This window comes from Salinivibrio sp. ES.052 (assembly GCF_900141775.1).
Lineage (GTDB): Bacteria > Pseudomonadota > Gammaproteobacteria > Enterobacterales > Vibrionaceae > Salinivibrio.
In genome coordinates, this window is the sequence record NZ_FSRI01000004.1 from 50,315 (window position 1) to 75,937 (window position 25,623).

At 51.4% G+C, this 25,623-nt stretch carries 18 protein-coding genes, 1 pseudogene and 1 riboswitch; of the genes and pseudogenes, 8 read left to right on the plus strand and 11 right to left on the minus strand.

The features are described from left to right. Position 1: 1 nt before the first annotated feature. The 8 genes from BUQ98_RS16295 to csrD form a co-directional block, all read right to left on the minus strand. The gene (locus tag BUQ98_RS16295) at positions 2-3,838 is read right to left on the minus strand and encodes a YhdP family protein (RefSeq protein WP_175566339.1); all 3,837 of its coding nucleotides are present in this window, start codon (positions 3,836-3,838) and stop codon (positions 2-4) included. A 24-nt stretch (positions 3,839-3,862) separates the two neighbouring features. Beyond that, complete coding sequence (gene rng / locus BUQ98_RS16300; protein ID WP_074214840.1) at positions 3,863-5,332, minus strand: ribonuclease G; 1,470 nt, start codon at positions 5,330-5,332, stop codon at positions 3,863-3,865. Between the two features lie 50 nt (positions 5,333-5,382). Then, positions 5,383-5,952, minus strand: coding sequence for a Maf family protein (locus BUQ98_RS16305; protein WP_371515129.1), 570 nt, complete (start codon positions 5,950-5,952; stop codon positions 5,383-5,385). Between the two features lie 21 nt (positions 5,953-5,973). Next, positions 5,974-6,462, minus strand: coding sequence for a rod shape-determining protein MreD (mreD, locus tag BUQ98_RS16310; protein ID WP_074214842.1), 489 nt, complete (start codon positions 6,460-6,462; stop codon positions 5,974-5,976). Further along, entirely contained in the window at positions 6,462-7,415 is a 954-nt protein-coding gene (gene mreC / locus BUQ98_RS16315) for a rod shape-determining protein MreC (protein ID WP_074214843.1), read from the minus strand. The genes mreD and mreC overlap by 1 nt, the downstream gene beginning before the upstream one ends. 33 nt (positions 7,416-7,448) lie before the next feature. Next, positions 7,449-8,492: a rod shape-determining protein gene (locus BUQ98_RS16320; protein ID WP_074214844.1), complete on the minus strand. Its 1,044-nt coding sequence runs from the start codon at positions 8,490-8,492 to the stop codon at positions 7,449-7,451. A 173-nt stretch (positions 8,493-8,665) separates the two neighbouring features. Beyond that, the gene (locus BUQ98_RS16325) at positions 8,666-9,160 is read right to left on the minus strand and encodes a hypothetical protein (protein ID WP_074214845.1); all 495 of its coding nucleotides are present in this window, start codon (positions 9,158-9,160) and stop codon (positions 8,666-8,668) included. Continuing rightward, entirely contained in the window at positions 9,157-11,136 is a 1,980-nt protein-coding gene (gene csrD, locus BUQ98_RS16330) for an RNase E specificity factor CsrD (protein ID WP_074214846.1), read from the minus strand. Before csrD ends, BUQ98_RS16325 begins: the two co-directional genes overlap by 4 nt. A gap of 121 nt (positions 11,137-11,257) precedes the next feature. Here csrD and BUQ98_RS16335 point away from each other — a divergent pair, with 121 nt between their 5' ends. Both BUQ98_RS16335 and BUQ98_RS16340 read left to right on the plus strand, forming a co-directional pair. Beyond that, complete coding sequence (locus BUQ98_RS16335; protein ID WP_074214847.1) at positions 11,258-12,145, plus strand: LysR family transcriptional regulator; 888 nt, start codon at positions 11,258-11,260, stop codon at positions 12,143-12,145. A gap of 144 nt (positions 12,146-12,289) precedes the next feature. Further along, the gene (locus tag BUQ98_RS16340) at positions 12,290-13,450 is read left to right on the plus strand and encodes an alpha-hydroxy acid oxidase (RefSeq protein ID WP_074214848.1); all 1,161 of its coding nucleotides are present in this window, start codon (positions 12,290-12,292) and stop codon (positions 13,448-13,450) included. A gap of 109 nt (positions 13,451-13,559) precedes the next feature. Here the strand turns inward: BUQ98_RS16340 and BUQ98_RS16345 are convergent, their stop codons facing one another. Beyond that, positions 13,560-14,117, minus strand: coding sequence for a single-stranded DNA-binding protein (locus BUQ98_RS16345; RefSeq protein ID WP_074214849.1), 558 nt, complete (start codon positions 14,115-14,117; stop codon positions 13,560-13,562). A gap of 286 nt (positions 14,118-14,403) precedes the next feature. On the opposite strand from BUQ98_RS16345, the gene BUQ98_RS16350 reads away from it, so the two are divergent. The 5 genes from BUQ98_RS16350 (at position 14,404) to BUQ98_RS16370 (ending at position 21,823) form a co-directional block, all read left to right on the plus strand. Beyond that, entirely contained in the window at positions 14,404-15,111 is a 708-nt protein-coding gene (locus tag BUQ98_RS16350; protein WP_074214850.1) for a LuxR C-terminal-related transcriptional regulator, read from the plus strand. A 66-nt stretch (positions 15,112-15,177) separates the two neighbouring features. Next, the gene (locus BUQ98_RS16355; RefSeq protein WP_074214851.1) at positions 15,178-16,143 is read left to right on the plus strand and encodes an acetyltransferase; all 966 of its coding nucleotides are present in this window, start codon (positions 15,178-15,180) and stop codon (positions 16,141-16,143) included. Between the two features lie 183 nt (positions 16,144-16,326). After that, positions 16,327-17,190: a UTP--glucose-1-phosphate uridylyltransferase GalU gene (gene galU, locus BUQ98_RS16360; RefSeq protein WP_074214852.1), complete on the plus strand. Its 864-nt coding sequence runs from the start codon at positions 16,327-16,329 to the stop codon at positions 17,188-17,190. A gap of 137 nt (positions 17,191-17,327) precedes the next feature. Continuing rightward, positions 17,328-20,153, plus strand: a complete 2,826-nt coding sequence (uvrA, locus tag BUQ98_RS16365) for an excinuclease ABC subunit UvrA (protein WP_074213645.1) — start codon at positions 17,328-17,330, stop codon at positions 20,151-20,153. Beyond that, positions 20,153-21,823: a Wzy polymerase domain-containing protein gene (locus BUQ98_RS16370; protein ID WP_074213646.1), complete on the plus strand. Its 1,671-nt coding sequence runs from the start codon at positions 20,153-20,155 to the stop codon at positions 21,821-21,823. The genes uvrA and BUQ98_RS16370 overlap by 1 nt, the downstream gene beginning before the upstream one ends. Here the strand turns inward: BUQ98_RS16370 and BUQ98_RS16375 are convergent. Next, the gene (locus BUQ98_RS16375; protein ID WP_074213647.1) at positions 21,820-22,953 is read right to left on the minus strand and encodes a pyridoxal-phosphate-dependent aminotransferase family protein; all 1,134 of its coding nucleotides are present in this window, start codon (positions 22,951-22,953) and stop codon (positions 21,820-21,822) included. The genes BUQ98_RS16370 and BUQ98_RS16375 overlap by 4 nt on opposite strands. Positions 22,954-23,132: 179 nt before the next feature. Further along, positions 23,133-23,321: riboswitch (Lysine riboswitch) on the plus strand. Between the two features lie 121 nt (positions 23,322-23,442). Between BUQ98_RS16375 and lysC the strand changes: the two genes are divergently transcribed. Beyond that, on the plus strand, positions 23,443-24,801 hold the full coding sequence (lysC, locus tag BUQ98_RS16385; RefSeq protein WP_074213649.1) for a lysine-sensitive aspartokinase 3: 1,359 nt from the start codon (positions 23,443-23,445) through the stop codon (positions 24,799-24,801). 30 nt (positions 24,802-24,831) lie between these two features. Here lysC and BUQ98_RS16390 read toward each other — a convergent pair. Next, positions 24,832-25,623: pseudogene (locus BUQ98_RS16390) on the minus strand (IS3 family transposase); the annotation flags it as partial.

Genomic DNA, 25,623 nt, shown 5'->3' on the forward strand with positions numbered 1-25,623 from the left:
CTCACTCCTTGGCTTTTTCTGCCTGCTCACGCAATCGTTTAGTCGCTTCTGCTGGGAGGGTCAACGCCTCTTTATTACGCGACACTTCCCGGATATCTGGCGTACCAATGGGTCCTGTGACTTGATAACGAACCTGGGTAAATACATCCACAACAGGCGAAATCGCTGTCGTCACCGCTAAGACATATAATGCGGTTTGTGGTGTCACCGCAAACGCGCTTAATACTGGGATCCCTGAAGTAATATCTGGGGTAAAACGGACATCGGCATTGACGCGATTATCGACCAAATTGGCAATGCCTTTAATAACCATATCACCCGCAATCCCATCCATACGGATATTATCAGTAACCACCACGCCATTTGTGATCACCGCCCGCCCGGTAATGTCATCAAAGGCTAAACCATCTTCAAACACCCCAGAGAAATCGAGCTGGATTTTGCGCAATATCGAATCAAGACTGAACAGCCCTAACAGCTTACCAGCTCCCCCAACACCACTGATGTAACCATCTTTAATGTCAGCGCTTACATCACCATTGAGGCTAGAGATATCGGCTTGCCACGGTAAGCCCGCATAGTCGAGCGAGGCATTGGAGGTAAAGCTCGCGTCTTGGATCCCACCACTGACACCGAACCGTCCCATCAGATCGGAGGTGCTTTCGCCTCCCAGCGATAACGTCAATGCGGTTTGGTTATGCCCCTTTGCATCGATGAACCAATGCCCACTTACCAACGCATGGTTATGGCCACTTTCTACCGTCAGCGACGAAAGGTCAACCCGTTGGTCTTGCTTATCGAGTATCGCCTCAACACGCCCCAATCGATACCCTTCAAGCCAGAGATCATCAACGGTGAGCCGCGAGGAAGGCACCGCGGCAAGTAGGGCTTTATCGGCTGCGGTTGCGCGTATATCCACCGGTTCAAATAGAGGCGCATCGGCTTTTTCCGTCTCGGTCCTAGGCTGCCGATTGATATGCCAGTGATCAATATCTATCGCCAAACGCCCTTTGGTTGGCCATCTTATTTGCCCGCTAAGCTCTTTGCTTCCCATCAGGACATCCCAACCATGGGCTTTTTGTCGTGCCGCGACAGAGACATCGTGGAATGCCAACGACCCTGCAACCACTTGATTAACTTTGGCATTGATTCGACGGGGCATCGGCAAGACAAGAGACTGACTCCGTCCGCGGGGCCAGGCTTGGCGAACATGTTGCCACACGGCTTCCCACGCTTTTACATCTAAACGCTCGAGATCCAGATCAATACGGTGACCATGCGTGGCTAATTGGGCTAAGCGCTTGTCACCGATTCGCCACTGGCTAGCCACAATGTCAGGCGTCGGCCCTTGAGTATGAATCCGTGCTTGGTAACTCACCTGAGGCAGCTGGATATGTCCGGTTAACCCTTCGCTATTACCTGTGGCTTCAATACGCGCCTGGCCACTCTGCCAACGTGGTTTATTCAGTGGAACAGGAAGCTGTGATTGGAGAGGCGTTGTATCAACATCCACGCCAAGTTGATAGTCAAAGCCGGTGTCGTTCAGTGTTAGATCGAGCCCTGCCTGCCAACGCGCTCCCCCCGAGAGATACCGCTTAAGTGGCAGTGATAATTGATTCAGCAATGGGGCTAGGTCCCAGTCGGCATTGATGCCTAAGCCTAACTGGTAACCTGCAGGAGCGGTTTCCCCCTCAAACCCAACCGTGATCGCTTGCCCTAACCACTGTGCCCGCATGGATTGAGCCGTGATCGTATCGTCGTGAAAGGCTAATTGTCCGGATACGTTATCCAGCTGCATTGCCGGGGCTTGGATCGTAACTTGATTCCCTGCAAACCGTACCTTGCCCTTCGCATGCGGCTGCTCGCCATTTAACGGTATCGATAAGGCTAGGTTAGCGTCGACCAGCCCCTGAACATTTACATGGGTCAATGCGGCACCGACAGTGTCCACCAAGGGCGTCGAGAGCATATACCGACGAACAGCCCCTCCCGTGGCGGCAAGTGATGCTTCTAACTCGAGGCGGCTATCCGGCTGGGTCATATCCGCAATCTCAGCCTGAATCTGACGGCTCACGGCATCGCCTAAACGGACATGATCACCATTGATCGCAAGCCGTGCATTCTCAAACAGTAAACGGGCATCTAGCTCAGTGAGTGTCGGCCAAGCCGTATTAAAGCTAAACGCCCCATGACGCAGTGGCACTTTCGCTTGAAATACGCCGTCATGTTCCGAGTACGGAAAAGCGTCTAATGCGCCAAACCAAAGGATTTCGCTGTCCTTGGCTTGACCACCTTGAATCGCACGCGAGAGGTAATCGGTTAGTGAATCAGGTAACGCACGTGTCGGCAGGTAGCGCCATGTCTGCCCAGCATCTGACACATCGGCATGGGCATACAGCGCTAAAAAGGGCGTACCCTTTTGAGGAATATCGAGGCGAAACGCTCCTTTTCCCTGGATATCAGCCCCTTTAACCACGGCGTCTTGGCTCCACACTGACAGGCCTTGGTTATCATGTTGCCAATTTAGCGTCAGTTGGCCGTTCTCGAGTGGCAATGGGGCTTGAAAGAAATCCCCATAGGGAAGTAACTGAGATCCCAGTGCCAGGTGCGCTTGCCCACGCTGCCCAACACCAGAAACACTCGCATTCAATCCGTTAAAAGCGGGGAGATACCCCCAACGCTTAGCCGTGACATCATCAAGCATCGCTTGGTAACGCAAGGGGGCTTTCGCTTTTTTACTCAATGCCAAGGAACGAATATGCCCCGCAGGGGACAGCGCAGATGCAATACGATGTTGACGAGCCGACTGGCTTGCCAGCCCCAATAATGGGCGTAATAGAGCAATATCGAGGTCTGCAGCATTGAGCCGCCAATCGTCCTCGGTCCCTTGCCATGAAAGCCGAGAGACGGCCGACTGGGTAGTGGTACCATGCTGGACCCACACTCCATCCGTATCAATCCGCCAAGCATTGTCTCCTTGGGCTTTCAACTGGAATCGGCTCTCTTTTAACGCCCACTGTTTCGCGTTATTCATCGCGTCATGCCACGCTAGAGTCAAACGATCCACCGACAACAAGACATCATCGATGTGTCCTTTATCCACCCGCACCCATGCTTGTGCATCTAAACGCGCCGCATCAATCGCCACCGAAGGCGTTAATTTTTTCATCAGCCACGGTGCGACATCCATCGCCTCGCTCTCTAAATAAAAATCACCTGTCAGTGTATTTAACCCCTCCGTTTCACTGAAGTCAGCCTTAACACGTACTTTATCTAGCTGGGTCCCGACGACACCTATCTTGCCTTGTGCTTGGTGGTGGCCCGACTGATTACGCCAAAAAAGATCACTGATGGTTAACACTTCCGTTTCCAAGGAAGGAGTGACGAGCAGTACTTTGGCATTCGGTACCGAGAATTGACCCAGGCGGGCGAGAAAAAGATCTTCCAGTCGATCACGGACATCGGTGCGGGAGTTCTTCTCCGGCAACTGGCCAGTATCGAACACGACGCCTTCGAGCGTGACATGAGAAAAGACTGGCTGACGACGAATGAAGGAGGCAGAGACATCCAGTTGTAAATCGATATGCTGGGCCGTTAAAAGAGGGGGGCCATTATCGCTGGTTGATAACACCACATGGTCCAGCTGCAGCGACGGCGTCAAATTACGCCACTGACCCGCAATACCGTCAAGCCGGGCACTGAAGCCGGTTTGCTCAGATACCCATTGCCGTAAAGGCTCACGCAGTACATCAACGTTAGGCAATAAAAAGCGCAAACCGCCTACAAGGATGGCGGTGATAACGGTCACGCTAATCGCGCTGATCATTAACCAACGCATACACTTTCTCACCCAGGCCATTGCTTACATCATGACTACGTCAAATTGCTCTTGCGTATACAAAGGCTCTGATTTCACGTTGACTTGTTTACCGATAAATATTTCCAGTTCCGCAACGAGATGAGAGTCTTCGCCCGCGAGCGCTTCAATCACCGCTGGCGCGGCATACACCACAAACTTGTCGGCTTCATAGGTGCGATTAACACGGGTAATCTCCCGTAGCACCTCATAACACACGGTTTCTACCGTTTTGACTGAGCCTCGCCCATCACAGGTTGGACAACCACCGCATAGCACATGTTCAATACTTTCTCGTGTGCGTTTGCGTGTCATTTCGACTAACCCTAACTGGGTGAAGCCATTGATATTGGTTTTAACTCTGTCTTGGCTAAGTGCTTGCTCTAGAGAGTGCAAGACTCGGCGACGATGCTCATCGGCACTCATATCGATAAAGTCGATGATGATGATCCCGCCTAAATTTCTTAGTCGTAATTGACGAGCAATCGCACGAGTGGCCTCGGTATTAGTATTAAAAATAGTCTCATCGAGGTTACGGCGTCCAACAAATGCTCCCGTATTGATATCGACAGTCGTCATTGCCTCGGTCTGATCGATAATCAGGTAACCCCCTGATTTGAGCTGTACCTTGCGCTCTAGCGAACGTTGGATCTCATTTTCGGTGTCATACATATCAAAAATCGGCACCTCGCCGTCGTAGTACACCAGCTTATCCGCCAACTCCGGCACAAACTCTGAGGTGAACTCTTGCAGCTTTTCATACGCGAGTTTGGAATCAACCCGAATCAAATCCAGCTCGGTGCCAACAAAGTCCCGAACGATACGTTGTGCAAGCGCCAGCTCACCGTACAACATTGATTTGGCTTGATAGCGGGAACGACGCTCCAGCACCTTATTCCACAAGCGCTTCAAAAAGGCGGCATCTTCCGCCATTTCATTATCTGTCGCCCCTTCTGCGGCGGTGCGGATAATGAAGCCACCCAGTTCGTCGCAGTAGTCGCTGACGATACTTTTTAGTCGCTTACGCTCATCTTCACTTTCAATGCGCTGTGACACTCCCACATGGGCAGCCCCCGGCATAAACACTAAGTAGCGTGACGGCAAGGTAATGTCGGTGGTAAGGCGCGCTCCCTTGGTACCCAACGGATCTTTGACCACTTGCACCACAATATCTTGCCCCTGACGAACGAGCTCAGAGATATCGCGCACTTGAAATTGCTGTTTCTCGTTTTCTGACACACATTCTGTATGTGGAACAATATCGGAGGCGTGTAAAAACGCGGCTTTATCTAAGCCAATATCGACAAAGGCTGCCTGCATTCCAGGCAAAACACGACTGACTTTGCCTTTGTAGATATTGCCTACAATCCCGCGTTTTGCTTCTCGTTCTATGTGGATTTCTTGGAGGTTGCCCCCCTCGATCATCGCCACCCTAGTTTCACTGGGAGTGACATTAATTAGCAGTTCCGCACTCATGGTTTCCCCGATCTCTCAAAAGTGGGGCCTGGCGCCACTCGCTCGCGCGTTCAGACCGAAAATTGTTTGAGCAGTTGCTCGGTTTCATACAGTGGCAAACCAACCACTGCGTGGTAGCTTCCATCGATACGCGTCACAAACTTACCGCCGAGGCCCTGAATAGCGTAAGCGCCTGCCTTGTCCACCGGCTCACCTGACAGCCAATACGCCTCAATCACGTCATCGGTCAGTTCACAAAACCACACTTTCGTGGTGACGACAGTGGTCACCTGCTTTACCGCATTGGCGACAGTAACCGCGGTCATCACTTGGTGTTCTCGTCCGGATAGCTGTTTGAGCATCCGTATCGCATCCGCCTGATCATTAGGCTTTTCGAGCACTTGGTCACCGTCAACCACGATGGTATCGGCTCCTAGTACTGGGGCATGTCCACCGGTTTGAATCACCCCTGCACGCGCTTTATCTTGCGACAGACGCGAAACATACGCGTAAGGCGATTCACCGGGTATTTGTTGTTCCTCGACATCAACCACGACGCGCGAGAAGTTCACACCCATCTCGGTGAGCAGTTCATGGCGTCGAGGCGAGCCCGAGGCCAGATATAAATCACAGCGCATGATACCTCTTTATCGATGAGTCCATTAGCGAATGGCAAAGCGTCGACGCAGCCGGCGCAATAATAAGAAAATCCAAGGCCAGAGAATAAAGTTAAGTACCCCAGCCCAAAGCTGCTCAGGATTAAACTGTATATTAGAGACTAAATACTCTGCCCAGAACTCGATCAATTTCCCTGCTAACGTCAACAGTGCCAACAGTAAGGCTTGTTGCCAATAGGACATATTACGCAGCAATTGAAAGTTCAGTGCGACGATGTAGATCAGAATCGCCATCATCATGCCGCGAACGCCTAAGGTCGACCCCAGCATCAGATCCCACAAGAGCCCTAAGACCAGAGCTGTGCCGACATTAACGCGGTGCGGTAAGGCAAGCACCCAGTAAAACGTCACCAGTAAGACCCAAGAGGGGCGAAATGGCGCGAGCTCACCCGGCCACGGCGCGGCTTGTAAAATCAGCGCCACAATAAAAGAGAGCCAAATTACAAGCTGGCCGCGAACTGTCATATTTGCCATTATGGCGATTCTCCCTCGCTATCTGACGATGGCGCAGCCTCGGATGATGGGCCCTCTGTTTCCGGTGATGGCTGTGCTGTTTCAGATGAAGATTGAGCCACTGGCTGGTCGGGGCGCGCGTTCTCCCCTTTTTCTGGCGTTGGCCACACTAAAAGCAAATAACGTAGGCGATCGAATTTTACCGCGGTTGTCGCACGGACTTGGGCAAACGGCCGTTTATTATCAAACGAAAACTCGGTGACGGTTCCTACGGGATAGCCTTCAGGGAACACACCTCCGAGCCCAGAGGTCACCAACTTGTCACCCACCTTAATATCAGTACTACTTGGGATATTATCCAACCCAATATACGCCGTAGAGGCGCGGCCCGACGCAATCACACGAATATCATTGCGCATAACCTGCACCGGAATGGCATGAGTGGGATCGGTTAATAGCAACACACGACTATTGTGAGCCCCCACATAAGCAATCTGCCCAACCACCCCGTGTTCGTTAATCACAGGTTGCCCCTCATAAACACCATTAGTGCGCCCTTTATCGAGCATGACCTGGTGCTTATAAGGATCGGAATCGACTGCCATCACTTCCGCGACCATCTTCCGTTCGTCACGAATGAAAGATGAACCCAGTAGCTCGCGTAAACGTTGGTTTTCGCGCTCTGTCTGTGCCAATAAGAGCTGATCGCTTTCAAGCTGCACGACTTGTTTACGCAATGCGCGGTTTTCGGCCACCAACCGTTGGTGGGAGCGAAATTGCATCACTAATTCATCAAGCGTGTCCCGCGGGACATTAGACGCATACTGAAGCGGTGCTACCAGGGTGTTGAGGAAATAACGTACCCCAGCGAAAGCATCAAGACGACTATCAGCCAGCATGAGGCTGACTGATAGTAAAAGAGCGAAAAACAGGCGTAGCTGCAGAGACGGCCCTCTGCCAAACATAGGTTTCATAATGAAAACAACCTGTTTGTGGGCACAATCACGTTAATCTTCGCTAAAAAGATCGCCGCCATGCATGTCAATCATTTCCAGCGCTTTACCCCCGCCACGCGCCACACACGTTAAGGGATCTTCAGCCACTACCACGGGGATGCCTGTCTCTTCAGTCAATAACCGATCGAGATCACGCAGCAAGGCGCCCCCACCGGTAATCACCATACCGCGCTCTGAGATGTCTGACGCCAGTTCCGGTGGGCACTGCTCTAACGCGACCATAACCGCAGAAACGATCCCGGTCAGTGGCTCTTGCAATGCTTCGAGGATCTCGTTGGAGTTTAAGGTGAAGCTACGCGGCACCCCTTCTGCCAAGTTACGGCCACGAACTTCGATTTCACGGACTTCATCACCAGGATACGCCGAGCCGATTTCGTGCTTGATACGCTCAGCCGTCGCTTCCCCAATCAGACTGCCATAGTTACGGCGAACATAATTGATGATGGACTCATCGAAACGATCACCACCAATCCGAACTGACGAGGAATAAACAACACCATTAAGCGAGATCACCGCCACTTCGGTGGTACCGCCCCCGATATCGATCACCATTGATCCCGTCGCTTCAGAGACTGGCAAGCCTGCACCAATTGCCGCCGCCATCGGCTCATCTATTAGGTAGACTTCGCGTGCACCTGCGCCCACCGCTGATTCACGAATCGCACGGCGCTCAACTTGGGTTGAACCACAAGGCACAGCCACAAGCACACGTGGGCTTGGGCGCATATAGCTATGGTCATGCACAGACTTAATAAAGTGCTGCAGCATTTTTTCTGTCACGTAAAAGTCAGCGATAACGCCGTCCTTCATTGGACGGATTGCAGCAATGTTGCCCGGTGTACGCCCCAGCATTTGCTTCGCATCATGGCCCACAGCAGCCACACTCTTGGGAGAGCCCGCGCGGTCTTGGCGAATAGCGACAACAGACGGCTCATCCAGAACAATGCCCTGTTCTTTTACATAAATCAGTGTATTGGCGGTTCCCAAATCAATCGATAGATCGTTGGAAAACATCCCGCGAAGTTTCTTAAACATGATGGTCGGTTAATCCTGCAAGCTGTGAAATCAGACAAATTGAGCTAAATGTATCAACGTGCACGGTAAGCAGCAAGATACGGTGCTTTAAACCTGAATGAGATCTGTGTTTTTTTTCAATGCGCTGTCATTTTGATGATTTTTCCATCAAAAAAGCATCATTCCCTTTGTCTTTATTCTGCTGGTGATTGGCATGACTCCCGGATCACCAACTGGGTGGACGCCTCTTGTGAAACCGTTGCCTCCTGATAGGTCAAGTAACACGCAGGCGACGGGTGTTCATGGAACAACCAGATAAAGTCGACGCGGTTTTCATCAGGGTGTCGTCGCACCTGCCAACGTGTGCTGTCCTGCAGCGCACTCACTAACTTGGGAAGCGCACTGACTTTGGGGTAGCCATATTTAACGTCAATATTCGTGTCATTCACGATCAGTGATTGTGACGCCTGATCGCTGATTTGTTCTTTTTTCGCCAATGCGTGTGTGTGCACCAAAGCACTATCAATACCACTTTTTAAGCCTTGTAGCGCAGAGACATTCGCATCGGCTTCATAATCATAGAACTTCGGCACCGCAATGACGACAAGAACCGATAAAATACTCACCAATAATAAAGCTTCTAGCCACCCGCGTCCCCGTTGGCTTGATTTTTTTATCCCTGGTGTCATCGTTTCCCCCAACGGCGTCGCTTTTTCTGAGCCGGATGCGGTGACATTTCCGCGCCGAGCAATCGCCCTTGTCCGCCAGCTACGCCAAGCTCTTTCACTACCGACCACTCCTCATTCGTTTCCACGCCCACGGCTAGGACTTCTGTGGTCGTGGCTTCACACGCCCCTAACACGCTCCGCAAGTAAAGCTGGTTTTCTGGACGTTGGTGGATATTACGAACTAAGCTACGATGCAGCTTGATATAAGCCGGTTGAATGTCTTTAACGTAGTGAGTACTCACTATCGTTCTACCTGCTTGATCAACAACTAAACGGCACCCTAACGCGGCAATCATTCGTAAGCAAGGCCGTGCCGCATCAAACTGTGAGACTAACGCCCCTTCTGACACTTCCACCAGCAGCCGATTCAATGTGCCACGAGGAGTTTGTAACAAGGCATCGCGTAGCCAGATAACAAATTCGCGCTGGCATAGTGAGTATGCACTAACATTCACCGCATAGTTATCTATATGGTCACGGGTTTTTAACCACCATAGCGCACGACCAACGGTGGCCTTGTCAAAGGTGACGTCCATCCCCACCCATTCTACCCCGGGCCAAAAACGCGACGCTTTTAATACCTTGCCTTTTTCGTCTTTGATTCGGGCCAAAAGTTCATAATGTAGGCGGGTTTTGCCATCTCGTGCAAAGACAGGCTGACGATAAAGCATCGGCCCTTCACCCGCCATGACTGACTCTAAGAGGGTCCGCCAACGAACACTGCCACGTTTATCCAAGCGACTGAATTGCTTATCAAACTGTGACCATCCATTTTGGCCTGTCAATTCCGATGCTTTTAATGCGCGTTCAGCCTCATCCATTAACCGGCCACGTCGTTCGCCTGCACCAAAGGATGTCATCCCTAAATGGAACCAATTATCTTTATTCAGCGCTTCGGCTGGGGTCAGTTTATCTAACGTATTGGTGATTTGCGCTAAGAAAGGATGAACTTCATCTCCAGCTTGGTTAACCAATAAGATCGCAAAATCAGACGCAAAATAGCGAGCTAATACCGCATCAGGAAAGCGCTGAATTGCGTTAGATAATACGTTTCCAATCCCTTGGATAAGATGATCCGCCGCCTCTTGTCCATGCTGAGTTACCAAGTCGTCCCAATCCGCCACTCGGACCAAAATGACACTGCCTTGGCTGGCGTCGTCACTGGCGAGTGTGTGCAAACGATTGTCAAACATCACTCGGTTTGCCGCCCCAGTCAATTGGTCAAGAAAAGTATTGGTCCGGATAAAGGTATCAAAGCGGCTACGTTCTTGGCGGGCTTCTCTTAACTCTTCAATCAATTGGGTTAAAGCGGCACTGGCAGGGATCGGCCATTCACGCGTATCGCCTTGCTGCGCATCATCCAATCGACCCGCTAGAATTAATCGCCCTCGTTGTTCTAGCACTTCGCTACCATACAGTTGCCGCCTTAACCATCGGATCCCCCAGGCCAAACCCAAGACAATCACCAATATCGCGGCTGAAAGCGAAGATAGCGGGCCTATCGAGTAGGCAAACTCAGCATAAGGGGGCACAAAAGTCAGTTTAACGGCGAAACCAGGATTGCTGTCGAGGGGAATGTCGCGCGTAATCATCTGTTGAGTCGGCGCAGCTTGATATTGGATTTGTTCGTATTGATACAAAATCCCGGTGTCTGAGTAAATAGTCAGTGACGTCACGTCGCTGGCTTTAAGCATTTTCGGTAACCAGCGGGAAAAGTACTGGTTGTCACGCTGTTCGCTAGCCATTTCCTGATCAATCACATCCACCATGCCGTCAACATAGTGAGATATGAAGTCGATACCCAGCTGTCGGAAACTGATAGCACCACCAATAAACAACACAAAAATGGCACACACCACAATTAAAGTGACAAAGGCAACGAGCCGGTTGGTCAGTTTCATACCGCTGACTTTTATCGTATTAGCTGTTCTATCCATGATTCTCTGCTGACTTGGGTCGCCTTCGGGGGCTATTAGCCGCTATTATCAGGCTTGGTTATCATAATGTGAATGCCCAGCCCACGAACAGTGGCTATCTTTTCTTCCTATAAGAGGACTCATGGACTGGATCACCTGTACACAAAGCTTCATCTGTGTGGTGGATCATGGCTCGTTAGCACAAGCCGCGACCAAGCTGCACACGTCAAGTTCTGCATTATCAAAGCGCCTGAGTTGGCTTGAGCGCCAGCTAGGAGTTCAACTGCTCAAACGTACTACGCGCAGCCTGTCGATGACGGATGCGGGTGACCTTTTTTATCACCGCGCCAAAAATTGGGTCGACGACTGGCAACAGCTCGTCAGTGAAACCACCTCAACCTTTGGGGAAGTCAGCGGCATATTGCGTATTGGTGCGCCATTGGTGACAGGGAACCGTTTTCTGGTCAACTTTATTGCTGAGTTTCTTGAAATTTATCCGAAAATCAAGGTTGAACTCACCACCCTCACGCCTGGGCAACTACCTGATCTTAACCTCGATGTTGTGATCAGTCGCGAGCTTGAGTACTTTAATTCCGCCAGCTATATAGCTGCGAAATTGTTTGATTTCCAGCCCGGTTTTTTCGCTTCACCCACTTATCTCGCACGCCATGCCGCTATCACCCACCCTGACCAACTGACCCAGCATAATATTTTACTTTACGGCAACTCACACCAGCCTCAAGAGCGGGTCTTTGAAGATGGTACACGCTTGCAATTATCTGGCAACTTCGTCTCACCCAACCCTGAAGCGCTAGTCAGTGCGGCGGTGATTGGTATGGGGATCATTTTGGGTGGCGCCGGCACGGTACAAAAAGAAATTGACCAAGGTTTGTTGGTCCCCGTGTTACCTGAACTCAAGCAGCCACGCTCATCCGCTTATGCCTACTACCCTAAATTGGAATACAACCACACCAAAACCAAACTATTTATCGACTTTATAAAACAAAAGGTTAAGCAATTGTATATTTAGCGCTCGATGCCTTGCCTGACAAGGCAAGGATTTATCAAGGATTAAGCGATTTTGGAAAAAGTATTTTATTTTTTGTCTATATATCACTAACAATCGCTGCGCTAGGGTAGTGACAAACACTCACCTCACAAACATGCGATATCTATGTCTTATTATAATCCGAACTATCCTGACACCCCGGCCCTCAAACGCGCGGCGAAAAAGCGTATTCCTGCCTTTGCCTTTGATTACCTTTGCGGCGGCTGTCACGATGAAGTCGGGGTCGCGCACAATGCCAGTGCATTCACCCAAGTAAAACTGCAATCGGATTTACTCGCCCCGACCCCTGACATTGACCTATCGGTCGAGCTCTTTGGTAAGCGCTATGCTGCCCCATTCGGTGTCGCGCCCGTCGGATTACAAGGGCTAATGTGGCCCAAAGCGCCAGAAACTCTCGCGAAAGCGGCTTACAAGGCGAACCTTCCTTATGTACTCAGCACCGTATCCTCAGCGAGTCTTGAAACCATTGCCGAGATCTCTGAGGGCACGGCGTGGTACCAGTTATATAATCCGACGGATGCCAAGATCCGTGACGATCTGATGGGCCGTATCAAACGCGCAGGCTATAAAGTGCTGGTGGTGACGGTGGATGTGCCGACCTTTGGTTATCGCCCTCGCGATATTAAAAATGGCTTAGCGATGCCACCGAAAATGAACCTCCGCAATATCGCGCAAATGATGCAATGTCCAAGCTGGAGCTGGCATACGCTCCTAGCGGGTGTGCCGGAAATGCAGACCTTGAAGCCGTATATGCCAAAGAACATGCCCACCAGCGAGCTGGCTAATTTCATGAACAATACCGTAATGGGCGCCGTCGATTTTGAGAGCCTCAAAGTGATCCGCGATAACTGGGACGGGCCATTGGTACTTAAAGGCTTAGTCAATCCAGAGGATGTCGCGCAAGCCGTTGCGCTTGGTGCCGATGCCGTGGTGTTGTCGAATCACGGCGGCCGCCAGTTAGATGTGGGCGAGTCACCGCTGGATACTATCCAAACCATCAAACATCAGTACGGCGATAAAATTAAACTCTTGATGGATAGCGGTGTGCAAAGTGGTGGCAACGTGGCGCAAGCCATGGCAATGGGGGCCGACTTTACCCTGCTTGGCCGTACCTTTGTGTATGCCTGTGGCGCCGTTGGCCACCATGGTGGCGAACACGCAATTGAAATGCTGACGCAACAAATGACCCAAGTGATGGGCCAATTAAAATGTCCGACGCCAACCCAACTGCCCCACTTTTTAAAAGCGGGGCCCGGCGTTGCCTAGTCGCTTATCCGTCACAAGATAGGATGGCTCTAAAAACAAAAAAGCCCCAACAGGGGCTTTTTTCGTTTCAACCACGTTGGCGTCGACACGCCATTTGACGCAATACGTTTTAGAACGGAATGTCGTCGTCGAAATCAGGCAGATCGTTATATTGCTGCTGAGGCTGCGACTGTGGCTGCGGTGCCGACTGCTGTTGCGGTGGCTGTTGGTTGAAATTTTGCTGTGGTTGTTGTGATTGCTGTGGTTGCTGTGGCTGTCCCCATCCACCTTGCTGCGGCGGTTGCTGCTGCATCGGCTGACCTTGGTTTTGGCCGCCGCGTCCGCCTAGCATTTGCATACTGCCGCTAAACGGCTGCACCGCCACTTCGGTGGTATAGCGATCTTGACCGCTTTGATCTTGCCATTTGCGCGTTTGCAGTTGGCCTTCGATATAAACTTGCGAACCTTTACGTAGATATTCACCCGCGACTTCTGCGGTTTTACCAAATAGAACCACGCGGTGCCATTCTGTTTTTTCACGCATCTCACCGGTGTTTTTATCACGCCATGACTCTGAGGTCGCGAGGCTGAGGTTCGCCACCGCACCGCCGTTGGGAAGATAACGGATTTCCGGATCATTGCCCAAATTACCAATCAAGATGACTTTGTTTATGCCACGGCTGGCCATAGGTGACTCCCACTGTTTCTGTTACGCGCGAAACGATTTCGCTTACTGGATATATAAGCGTGAAGTCTAGCACGAGCACCCCAGAGGTTCGAAGCTTTTCCATGCGATCAGGCTCCATATTCTACGCTTGCAACTTAACGACAATGACTTACCGTCAAGAGCGTATACCCAAGGGATGAAAATGGTTTAGACTGATAGAAACTCTGCGCCGTCTTGGCGTCATGAACCCCTTGTTCATAACGTCCCAGATTCGTTCGCATGTTGAGTCATAATCAGTAGGATGCTTATGAGCCAAGCGGAAACCACCTCAGACAATTACACACTCCTTCTTATCTCGCAGCCTAGTATGTCGGTCTCAGCGTTGATGACGTGCTTAGAAAAAGAGATCCAGGGTACGGTTGAGCTCGTCACCCCCGATGACATCACGGACAAACTCACCGCGCGCTCTGGCCTCGTGCTGGTTGACTTAAACGCCTTTGACGACACCGCCACCGACCAACTCAAGCACGCCTTGGCACCTTTTGCCGATCAACATGTCTTTGCCCTGCTTAACGCGCATGATTTAAGTGCGAAAGAGCTGGCTAGCTGGCCCTTTATTAAAGGGGTATTCAAAAAAGAAGATGAGATCCGCCACCTGTGTTATGGCATCGAAAAAATGTTCTCCGGCGAGTACTGGCTACCTCGTCATAAAATGGCCGCGTTGATCCATTATTACCAACAGCACCACCAGCAAACTATCGATGAACAGGCGATCGTGTTAACCAACCGCGAGCAAGAAATATTGCGCCATTTGGTCACCGGAGCCTCAAATCAAGACATTGCCAGTGCCTTGGCGGTCAGTGAACATACGGTCAAATCTCACCTATATAATGTGTTCAAAAAGATTAATGTCAAAAACCGCGTGCAAGCGGTGTTCTGGGCAAAAAGTAATTTATCGTTGATTGGCTCTCAGGGGCTTGAGATACCCACCGACAGTTATCGTGATGATGGTTAACTTGGGTTACAACACCGACCACGTTACCATGGCGCATTTTCATTCCCGCTAAAAGGACGTGACAAGATGGGGTTTGATGTATTTAACGGTGATGCTGATGGCCTTACGGCTTTGGTGCAATGGCGTCTCGCTCACCCACAGTCCAATACGCTTGTCACAGGGGTTAAGCGAGACATTGAATTATTAAAGCAAGTGCCTGTAGAGGCCGAGCAGGTTACTGTGCTCGATATTTCGATGGCGAAAAACCATGAGGCCCTTTCGGCCTTACTGACGTCCGGCACCTCGGTCTTTTATGCCGACCATCATCAAAGCGGTCCTATACCTAAATCCCCCCGGCTGGACGCACATATTCATACTCGCGCCAATACGTGTACCGCTCTGATTATCGATACGCTGCTGCGTGGGCGATATCGCGACTGGGCATTGGTTGGTGCGTATGGCGATAACTTAGATCGCACCGCCAATGCCCTTGCTCATCAATCCGATATCGAGGAGAAAAAGCGCGCACGCCTGGAACAACTCGGTCACTATCTGAATTACAACAGCTATGGCGCGAATTTAGATGATCTCATCATGCCGCCCGCCATCTTATATCGCCACCTCTGCCAGTTTGAAACCCCCGATGACTTTATGCTCGCCTATCCGGATATGGTGATGGAACTGGCTAACGCGTATCAACGCGATCGAGAATGTGCGCAAGCCTTAACGCCCGCTCTCGGCGATGAAACAGCCCAGGTGTACCTGCTACCTGATGCCGCCTGGGCGCGTCGGATCAGTGGTATGTGGGGCAATCAGCTGGCCAACCTTAATCCAGACCGCGCTCATGCTGTCCTGACCCCGATGCCAAGTGGTGACTGGATGGTAAGTATTCGTGCCCCATTAAACCAGCCCACGGGGGCGGTACAGTTAGCGGAGCAATTTAAAACCGGCGGCGGCCGTGCATCAGCAGCAGGGATTAATGCCCTCCCTCACGCCTCACTGTCGGCCTTTACCTCCGCTTTCATGGCGCATTTTCCAGCCAATCCTAGATAGGCAACGCCAAGGGCGTCACGCTATCTCGCACAGAGAGCGCTCAGTGCTTGCGTCACTGTCCGTAACCCAGCAAACTATTGTCCCATATAACTTTGTTAGCAGCTGCTTGCTAACAACCCCGCTAGCGGTGTGGGCCCAACACAATATGCTTGTTGCCACCCCATCAAAAACAAAGGATCCAAGATGATTAAAAAATGTCTGTTCCCAGCGGCTGGCTATGGCACCCGCTTTTTACCGGCCACTAAGTCAATGCCGAAAGAAATGATGCCAGTGGTCAACAAGCCCCTGATTGAATATGGTGTGGATGAAGCGTTGGAAGCGGATATCAATGGCATGTGTATCGTCACGGGTCGTGGCAAACATGCCATCATGGACCACTTTGATAAAAACTATGAGCTCGAGCATCAAATCAGCGGTACCAATAAAGAAGCCCTGCTTGATGACATTCGCAATACCATCGAGAAAGCATCTTTTACGTATATTCGCCAACACGAGATGCGAGGGCTAGGCCACGCTATCTTAACAGGACGTGACCTGGTCGGTGATGAAGCCTTCGCTGTGGTATTGGCCGATGATCTTTGTATCCATCCCGGCAACGGCGTACTCAAACAAATGGTGGCGCTCTATAACCAGTTCCGTTGTTCGATTGTGGCCGTGGAGGAAGTACCTGAAGACGAGACCCATAAATATGGCGTCATTGCAGGCCAAGAGATCAAAGATGACCTTTTCCGCGTAGATAACATGGTGGAAAAACCCGATCCGGGCAGTGCTCCCAGTAATCTTGCCATCATTGGCCGTTATATTCTGACACCCGACATTTTTGATTTGTTGGAAACGACCCCACCAGGAAAAAATGGTGAAGTACAAATTACTGACGCTTTGTTAAAGCAAGCACAGTCAGGCTGCGTCCTCGCATATAAATTTAAAGGGGAACGTTTTGACTGTGGCAGTGTGGAAGGCTTTATAGAAGCAACCAACCATTGCTATGAGCATCATTATCTCGGTGGCAGCAATAAAGATGAAGCGACGGTGAAAAACAGCAAGTAGTGGACGATGCCTCTGAGCGAGCGGGGTTCCAATACGAGTAAGGGCTGTGTAAATATACAGCCTTTTTATTTGGTCATGGTCGTCCCTGTGCGATACTAGGCGACCAACCAGTGAGCTGACTGAGTAGTAGGATAATAATGGACAATATCGACGTCAGAGGCGCGCGTACGCACAACCTCAAAAATATCAACCTCACCATCCCCCGTGACAAGCTGATTGTGATCACCGGTTTGTCCGGCTCAGGGAAATCATCGCTCGCCTTCGATACTCTGTATGCTGAAGGACAGCGTCGCTACGTGGAGTCATTGTCATCGTATGCGCGTCAATTTTTATCCTTGATGGAAAAGCCCGATGTGGATCATATCGAAGGCCTATCTCCCGCGATCTCGATTGAGCAAAAGTCCACGTCACACAACCCCCGCTCCACCGTTGGCACCATCACCGAAGTGTATGACTATTTGCGTTTGCTTTATGCGCGAGTGGGAGAGCCGCGGTGTCCAACGCATGATGTAACGCTGGCTGCACAGACCATTAGTCAGATGGTCGATAAAGTCTTAGCGCTACCAGAAGGCAGTAAGTTGATGTTACTGGCGCCGATCATTAAAAACCGTAAAGGCGAGCACGTTAAAACGTTAGAAAATTTAGCCGCCCAAGGCTTTATTCGTGCCCGAATCAACGGTGAAGTCTGTGATCTGTCCGATCCTCCCACCCTAGAGCTACAAAAAAAACATACCATTGAAGTGGTGGTCGATCGGTTTAAAGTCCGTGAGGATCAACAGCAACGTTTAGCCGAATCCTTTGAAACCGCGCTCGAGCTAACTGGCGGTAGCGCAGTGATCAGTTGGATGGATGGCGACGGCGAAGAAATCATTTTTTCCGCCAACTTTGCGTGTCCACATTGTGGTTACAGCATGCAAGAGCTGGAACCCCGTTTGTTTTCATTTAATAATCCAGCGGGCGCCTGTGGCACTTGTGACGGATTAGGCGTGCAGCAATATTTTGACCGTAAACGGGTCATCCAAAACCCGGCGGTCAGTCTTGCGGGCGGTGCCATTCGTGGCTGGGATCGTCGCAACTTCTATTACTTCCAAATGCTACGGTCACTGTCTGAACACTATGATTTTGATCTAGAAACGCCGTGGCAAGATCTCTCTGGCACCCTTCAAGATATTCTCCTTTATGGCTCAGGCCCGAAAGAGATTGAGTTTAAATACGTCAATGATCGTGGCGACATCCGGGTACGCAAGCATCCCTTTGAGGGGATCCTCAACAATATGGAGCGTCGCTATCGCGATACCGAATCCAATGCCGTCCGTGACGAATTGGCGAAATACATTGCAACCAAGCCTTGTGCCAGCTGTGGCGGCTCACGTTTACGCCAAGAAGCGCGGCATGTCTTTATCGAGCATCGTAATTTGCCCGAAATTTGTGAGCTAAGCATTCAACAAGCACTCGACTTCTTCGAGCAACTTTCGCTTACGGGCCAACGGGCCAAAATTGCCGAAAAGGTGATGAAAGAAATCCATGACCGGTTGCGCTTTTTGGTGAATGTGGGCCTCAACTACCTCAATCTCTCGCGCAGCGCCGATACGTTATCGGGCGGCGAAGCACAACGTATTCGCCTCGCTAGCCAAATCGGTGCAGGGCTGGTCGGTGTCATGTACGTATTGGATGAACCATCGATTGGCTTGCATCAACGGGATAACGCCCGCTTGCTAGAAACCCTGGAGCATCTGCGCGATTTGGGGAATACCGTGATGGTGGTCGAACACGATGAAGATGCCATCCGAGCCGCAGACTACATCATCGATATTGGACCAGGTGCGGGAATTCACGGTGGCCAGATCGTCGCCGAAGGGGGCCTGGACGATATTTTAGCCAGTGAGGCCTCTCTCACCGGCCAATACCTCAGCGGCCGAAAAGAGATTGCCGTGCCACCACAGCGGATCCAACGCGATCCTAACAAGATGTTGGTGCTCAAAGGTGCAACCGGAAATAACCTCAAAAATGTCGATCTGCATTTGCCCGTTGGTTTGCTAACCTGTGTCACGGGCGTGTCTGGGTCGGGTAAATCCACGCTGATCAACGATACCTTCTTTAAAGTGGCCCATCAGCAGTTAAACGGGGCAACCACCGCCGAGCCTGCCCCCTATGAATCGATTGATGGGCTGGGTCACTTTGATAAAGTCATCGATATCGATCAAAGCCCGATTGGCCGTACACCAAGATCGAACCCAGCCACCTACACCGGCATTTTCACCCCGATCCGCGAACTCTTCGCGGGCACGCAAGAAGCCCGCGCTCGGGGCTATAAAGTCGGCCGTTTTAGCTTCAACGTGCGTGGCGGTCGCTGCGAAGCCTGCCACGGTGATGGGGTTATCAAAGTGGAGATGCACTTTTTACCCGACGTTTATGTCCCGTGTGATGTGTGTAAAGGTAAACGCTATAATCGCGAGACCCTCGAAGTACGTTACAAAGGCAAAACCATTGATGAAGTGCTGGAGATGACAGTAGAGGATGCGCGTGAGTTCTTTGATGCCGTCCCTGCCATCAAACGGAAACTGCAAACCTTGATGGATGTTGGCTTAAGTTATGTTCGTCTCGGCCAAGCTGCCACCACGTTGTCTGGCGGTGAAGCGCAACGGGTCAAACTGGCAAGAGAGCTGTCTAAACGTGATACCGGTAAAACCCTGTACATTCTCGACGAGCCTACGACAGGGTTACACTTCCACGACATTCAACAACTCCTCAACGTTCTGCATCGTTTGCGCGAGCAAGGAAATACCATCGTGGTGATTGAACACAATTTGGATGTGATAAAAACCGCTGATTGGATCATCGACCTCGGCCCAGAAGGCGGTAATGGCGGCGGAGAAATCATCGCCCAAGGCACACCGGAAGACATCGTTGATGTGAGTGGCAGCCACACCGCCCACTTCCTTAAACCAATATTGGAGCGATAATGACCTCAGCGCTGCCCCCTAGCCGCGTGATACGCAAGCCGTTGACGGCGCCATTTTTGGTGGCTTTAGCGGCTTTGTGGCTAATGTGCCTGCCACTCTATGCCGTCTCTTTGCCTTTGGTCGGTATACGCCATCCGGCGGCAGCGCTGTCATTATTAACCCTAGCCTTCACACTGGGGTTTGCCGGTTTAGAAGTCATCCGACAGCATACTTGGCGGGCAAGCCGACTCACTGGGACGCTAGCACTTGCTACAGGCTTGGCTATTATCCCTTATTTTTACCCGCAGGCGCAGGCGCAAAACAGCGGTTATGCTCTCGCCGCTCTGGTACTCAGCCTGGGGTTCTTCTCTAGCCTGCAACAGTTTATTTTTAATCACACTCAACGACAAAAGCTACTCGCTGTGTTGTTATTAGCCTCTTGGCTCGCGGTGTTATCGGTATTGGGGAACCAGCCACCTCCGGGCATGGCTCCCTTTATGTTTGATCAATGGGTCCCACACCTGCCTCCGGCAGTCACCCATACCTTACTGCTGACCGGATTAACCTTGGCGGCCTATATTCTAGCCAGAGAGCCCAGTGGTCGATATCGTCATCCAGTGAGCCAAAGCCTGCTCGCGTTGACGCCTCTGGCCTTTATTCCCGTACTCGCGATGCAGGGACAGCCTCTGCTCCTTCTCTTTGCCCTCTGTGCGATTGCATTACAACAAGTGTATTTGGCTCGGTTCGCGTCTCGACGCCAGCATTTGGCTTGGTTGCTCGCGATCTCGGCTGGCGCAATATTGGCGGTATTTGGCCTGAACGATCAAGACAGTTGGCAATGGCTGACTGCAGGCGATCAACGTGCTCTCATGCTGGCTTGGCAGCAATGGCAGATGACACCCTTTTTTGGTGTGGGCATGGGCAATGGAAAACCAGCCTTGTTATTGCTCTCAGCCTCACAAGCCGGCCACCAAGGTCCGGTCACGCTACCGAGCGCCTTATTGCTGTGGCTGATTGAAGGCGGCTTACTTATTGCCTTAGGCTATCTCTTGGTACTGGCCGCGCTGGCGGTCCGCATCCTACGCGCACCATCTGGCACGCGGCGAGTGTTAGTCGCATTGGTGTTGCCACCGCTCACTGGACTGATGATTTATCCGGCCAGTGGCACACAGTGGTTTAACGGCGTGTTATTACTGCTCTGGCTCTATTGGTTGGACAATTTAACCAGTAAATATCGTCGCTATCCCGTGCTCTCGCACCGCTATAGCCAACGTATTGCCAGCCGGACAGTGATCTCAGCGCTCGTGCTCGCCACCTTACTGTGCCTGTCATCGGTTTATTTGGCCAACCGCTATTTACGCGAATCCTTATTAACCTCACAGCGTTTTGCTTTGTATCAACAACACCCATGGTGGCAAAAAAAACTGTACCACGCCCAACAAGATCGCCGCTTTCAAACCGATTTGGCGACCCTGTCCGATGCTGCTCGCCACCAGCACCTTAACGCGTTATTGCGCCAAACCGCTCAGCACCCGCACTTCTCTGGTTATCAGCACGCCTATCAAGTGGCATTGCAAATCGGTGACCATCAACGCGCAAGGGATATTCAACAAGAGGCCCGCTATTTGTTTCCGCAAGCGGCCAAGGTATGGACCACTCGCCACACCTTACCCGCTGCGAGTCAACCTTAGCGCAACGCGTCTTCTAGCGCTTTAAGGCACAGAGCAATGTTCTCTTGACGTGCTCCATACCCCATCAGACCAATGCGCCATGCTTTACCTGCCAAGTCGCCCAGCCCAGCACCGATCTCTAGGTTATACGTATTGAGTAGGTGCTGACGGACGGCAGCATCATCCGCCCCTTGTGGAATGTATATCGCATTGAGTTGTGGCAAGCGATACGGCTCCTCGACGACAAAGGTGATCCCTAGCTCATCCAACCCCGCTTTTAGGCGTTGATGCATATCTTGATGTCGCTGCCATGCATTCTCTATTCCTTCTTGATAGAGCTTGAGCAAGGCTTCGTGCAATGCATATAAGCTATTCACCGGCGCGGTATGGTGGTAGCTACGCTTGCCTTCCCCACTCCAGTAGCCGAGCACCAAGCTTTGATCGAGAAACCAGCTTTGCACCTTGTGAGTACGCGCCTGCATTTTTGCAACAGCATTCGGTGAGAAAGTAACGGGCGATAAACCCGGCACGCACGACAAGCATTTTTGGCTACCGGAATACACCGCATCAAGCTGCCATTCATCCACTTTTAATGGTACCCCGCCGAGTGATGTCACCGCATCGACAATGGTTAAACAGCCATGTTCGCGCGCCAACGTCGCGAGGGCCTGTGCATCAGAACAAGCGCCGGTGGATGTTTCGGCGTGAACAAACGCGAGCATACTGGCATCTGGGTGTGCTTTCAGTGCGTCTTCCACTTTTTGCGGGCTGACTGGGCTTCCCCAGGCATCATCAACCACCACGGCCGTCGCGCCACAACGTTCGACGTTTTCTCGCATTCTGTCGCCAAAAACACCATTGCGACAAACGATCACCTTCTCTCCAGGCTCAACCAAATTGACAAAGCAGGCTTCCATCCCTGCACTGCCAGGCGCCGATATCGCGATGGTAAAAGGGTTCTCCGTCTGAAATGCGTATTGCAGCAGTTGCTTAACTTCATCCATCATGGCGATAAAAAGCGGATCAAGGTGCCCCAACGTTGGACGACTTAGCGCCTGCAATACGGGAGGATAAATATCTGACGGACCTGGCCCCATCAGCGTGCGTGCAACGGGTTGAAATGATTGAATTTCGGAAATTGAACGAGCCATAACCTTTCCTTGTTGTTGGTACAGAGAGCTCACCGTTATAGCATATTTTTTCAACACATCCCTACCGTCAGTTCAAACAAACCCATCACGACAAGCCGCGTGAATAAAACCCGGTTGACACCCTGTGGCCACCCCCGTAGTGTGAATAGCGTTCATGTGGCAACCGACCCATGAACTGAACATGCAGAAGAGGTGCATTTCTCAGGCAGTTATCATACGGAGCCCCACTCCAAAGTGTGATAATCAGGGGAGACAATGCCGAGGTGGCGTAAAGATCGGGGTCGATACGCTACCGGCCTTGAAGGCTGAATCCTTCAGGCTGTCACTTGTCATCCATATGGACAGACAGGTGGAGCGCTTCTGGCAGATTTGCCTGCCGTTTGCTCTTCCTACCTTGTCGCGGCCCACCACCGCGGTCACGATGTGACTTCTGATGTTCCCCATATTTAATGATTAATGATCGTTGCATTATAGAGAGGGGAAAAGGACGTGAACCCATTATCACCGATTTCAGTCGCTAAATTTGGCGGCACTAGCGTTGGCACCATTCATGCGATGCGACAAAGCGCCGATGTTATCGAGCAAAATCCACAAACACGCCTGGTCGTGATCAGTGCTTGCTCCGGGGTGACCAATCACCTGGTTGCCCTGGCACAAGGGATCGACGACCCACAAGCACGTCAAGACAAACTGGCGGCCATCACCACTATCCATCAAACCATATTAACCCAGCTTCCCGACTGCCAAAACACGCAGGCGGAGGTAGATCATTGGCACCTCACGATTGCCGAGTATGCCGATACCGCGGCCTCCGCCCCTAGTACAGCGTTGACGGATGCTTTGGTCGCCTGTGGTGAGCTGATCTCGACCCATATTTTTACCCATTTGCTCAATAGCCGAGGGGTGGCGACGGTGAGGGCCGATGCGCGAGAATTACTGCGCACTGATAGTCAATTCGGCAGCGCCCAGCCTGACCCACAGCAAACCAAGGCACAGTGCCAAGACCAATTACTCCCCCACTTAGCGACACACCTCGTGGTCACGCAAGGGTTTATCGGTGCGGATGCTGCCGGACAGACCACCACACTGGGCCGTGGCGGCAGTGACTATAGTGCCGCGTTATTCGCCGAGGCGATAGAGGCAAAAAGTTTGGCTATCTGGACCGACGTCCCCGGGATTTATACCACCGATCCGCGAATCGCGAGCCAAGCGCGTCCAATCGGCGAGATTAGCTTTAGCGAAGCCTCGGAAATGGCAACCTTTGGTGCCAAGATCCTACATCCATCAACCTTAGTACCTGCCGTACGCCAGCATATTCCGGTGTTTGTCGGCGCGGCGAGAGCCCCAGAACAAGGCGGTACCTGGATCCGTGAGCAAGCGCACTCGGCGCCGCTGTTTCGTGCCGTGGCCCTTAGACGTAACCAAACCATGGTCACGCTGACGAGCTTAAATATGTTTCATACCTACGGCTTTTTGGCCAAGGTATTTGAGATCCTCGCACGCTTTGAGATCTCGGTGGATTTGATTACCACTTCGGAAGTCAGCGTCGCGTTGACCTTGGATCAGACCAATACCCAAGGTGACGCGCCCCAGCTACCCGATGCAGCAGTCGATGAACTTTCTCAGCTATGTCATGTGGATGTTTGTAAACAGCTTGCGGTTGTTGCCTTAATCGGTAATGCGATGAACCAAACGCCGGGTGCGACAGCGTCTGTATTCAATGCTCTGGAGCAAACCAAACTACGGATGATTTGCTACGGTGCCAGTAACCATAATGTCTGCGTGGTGGTGGACGAGTACGACGCCACTGACGTAGTACAGCGCCTACATGCCGATTTATTTGAGTAGGTGTCCCGTCCTAATATAGGTTGACAGTTTTTAGGCCAGCTCCAGTAGCTGGCCTTTTTTATTATGCACCTGATTGGGGGTTGCCATACTTAAACTTAGGTGCGGTCTCATTTCGTTGTATATCGCTATCGATTCTTTTACCAGTATTTTAAGCTCTGTCAGTGTCTTACACCGGTACAGTAAAAACTCATGCTTCAGTATGCCATTGACTCTTTCCGCTAACGCGTTTTGGTAGCAATCATAACCATCCGTCATCGACGGCTGGATTTGACTCTCCTGTAGCGCACTCTGATAAACGGCTGAGCAGTATTGCGAACCTCGGTCTGAGTGATGTACCGCATTGCCGATATAGCGCTTATCTTTGACGGCCATTTTCAGCGCTTTCACTACATTGTCGACTTTCATATCTTCGCTAACGTGATGACCCACTATCTTGCGTGAGTTGGCATCGGTCACCAGTGACAGATAGTGCACACCTTGGTCTGATTCAACATAAGTGATGTCGCTGACCAGTACATGCGCAGCATCATGCAGTCCGTCTTCTTTTAGCCAGGTTAGGATGCTTCTTCATCCAGTGCTTACTACACGTAGTTTTTGTGTAGCTTTTCTTGGGTTTAACCAGTAAGCCTTCGCTTCTCAGATAGCTAAAAAACCCGTCTCGCCCTAGCTTAATTTCGTGTTCAACTAGCTTGGGCTTTACCAACGCGTAGAGCTTACGCGCCCCTAACCTCGGCATATACTTACGCCAGTATTGGACCCAGTCTCTGATGATTGATAGTTCAGCTCTTCGGCTTTCCATTCGAGCAACGGCTTGATAGACAC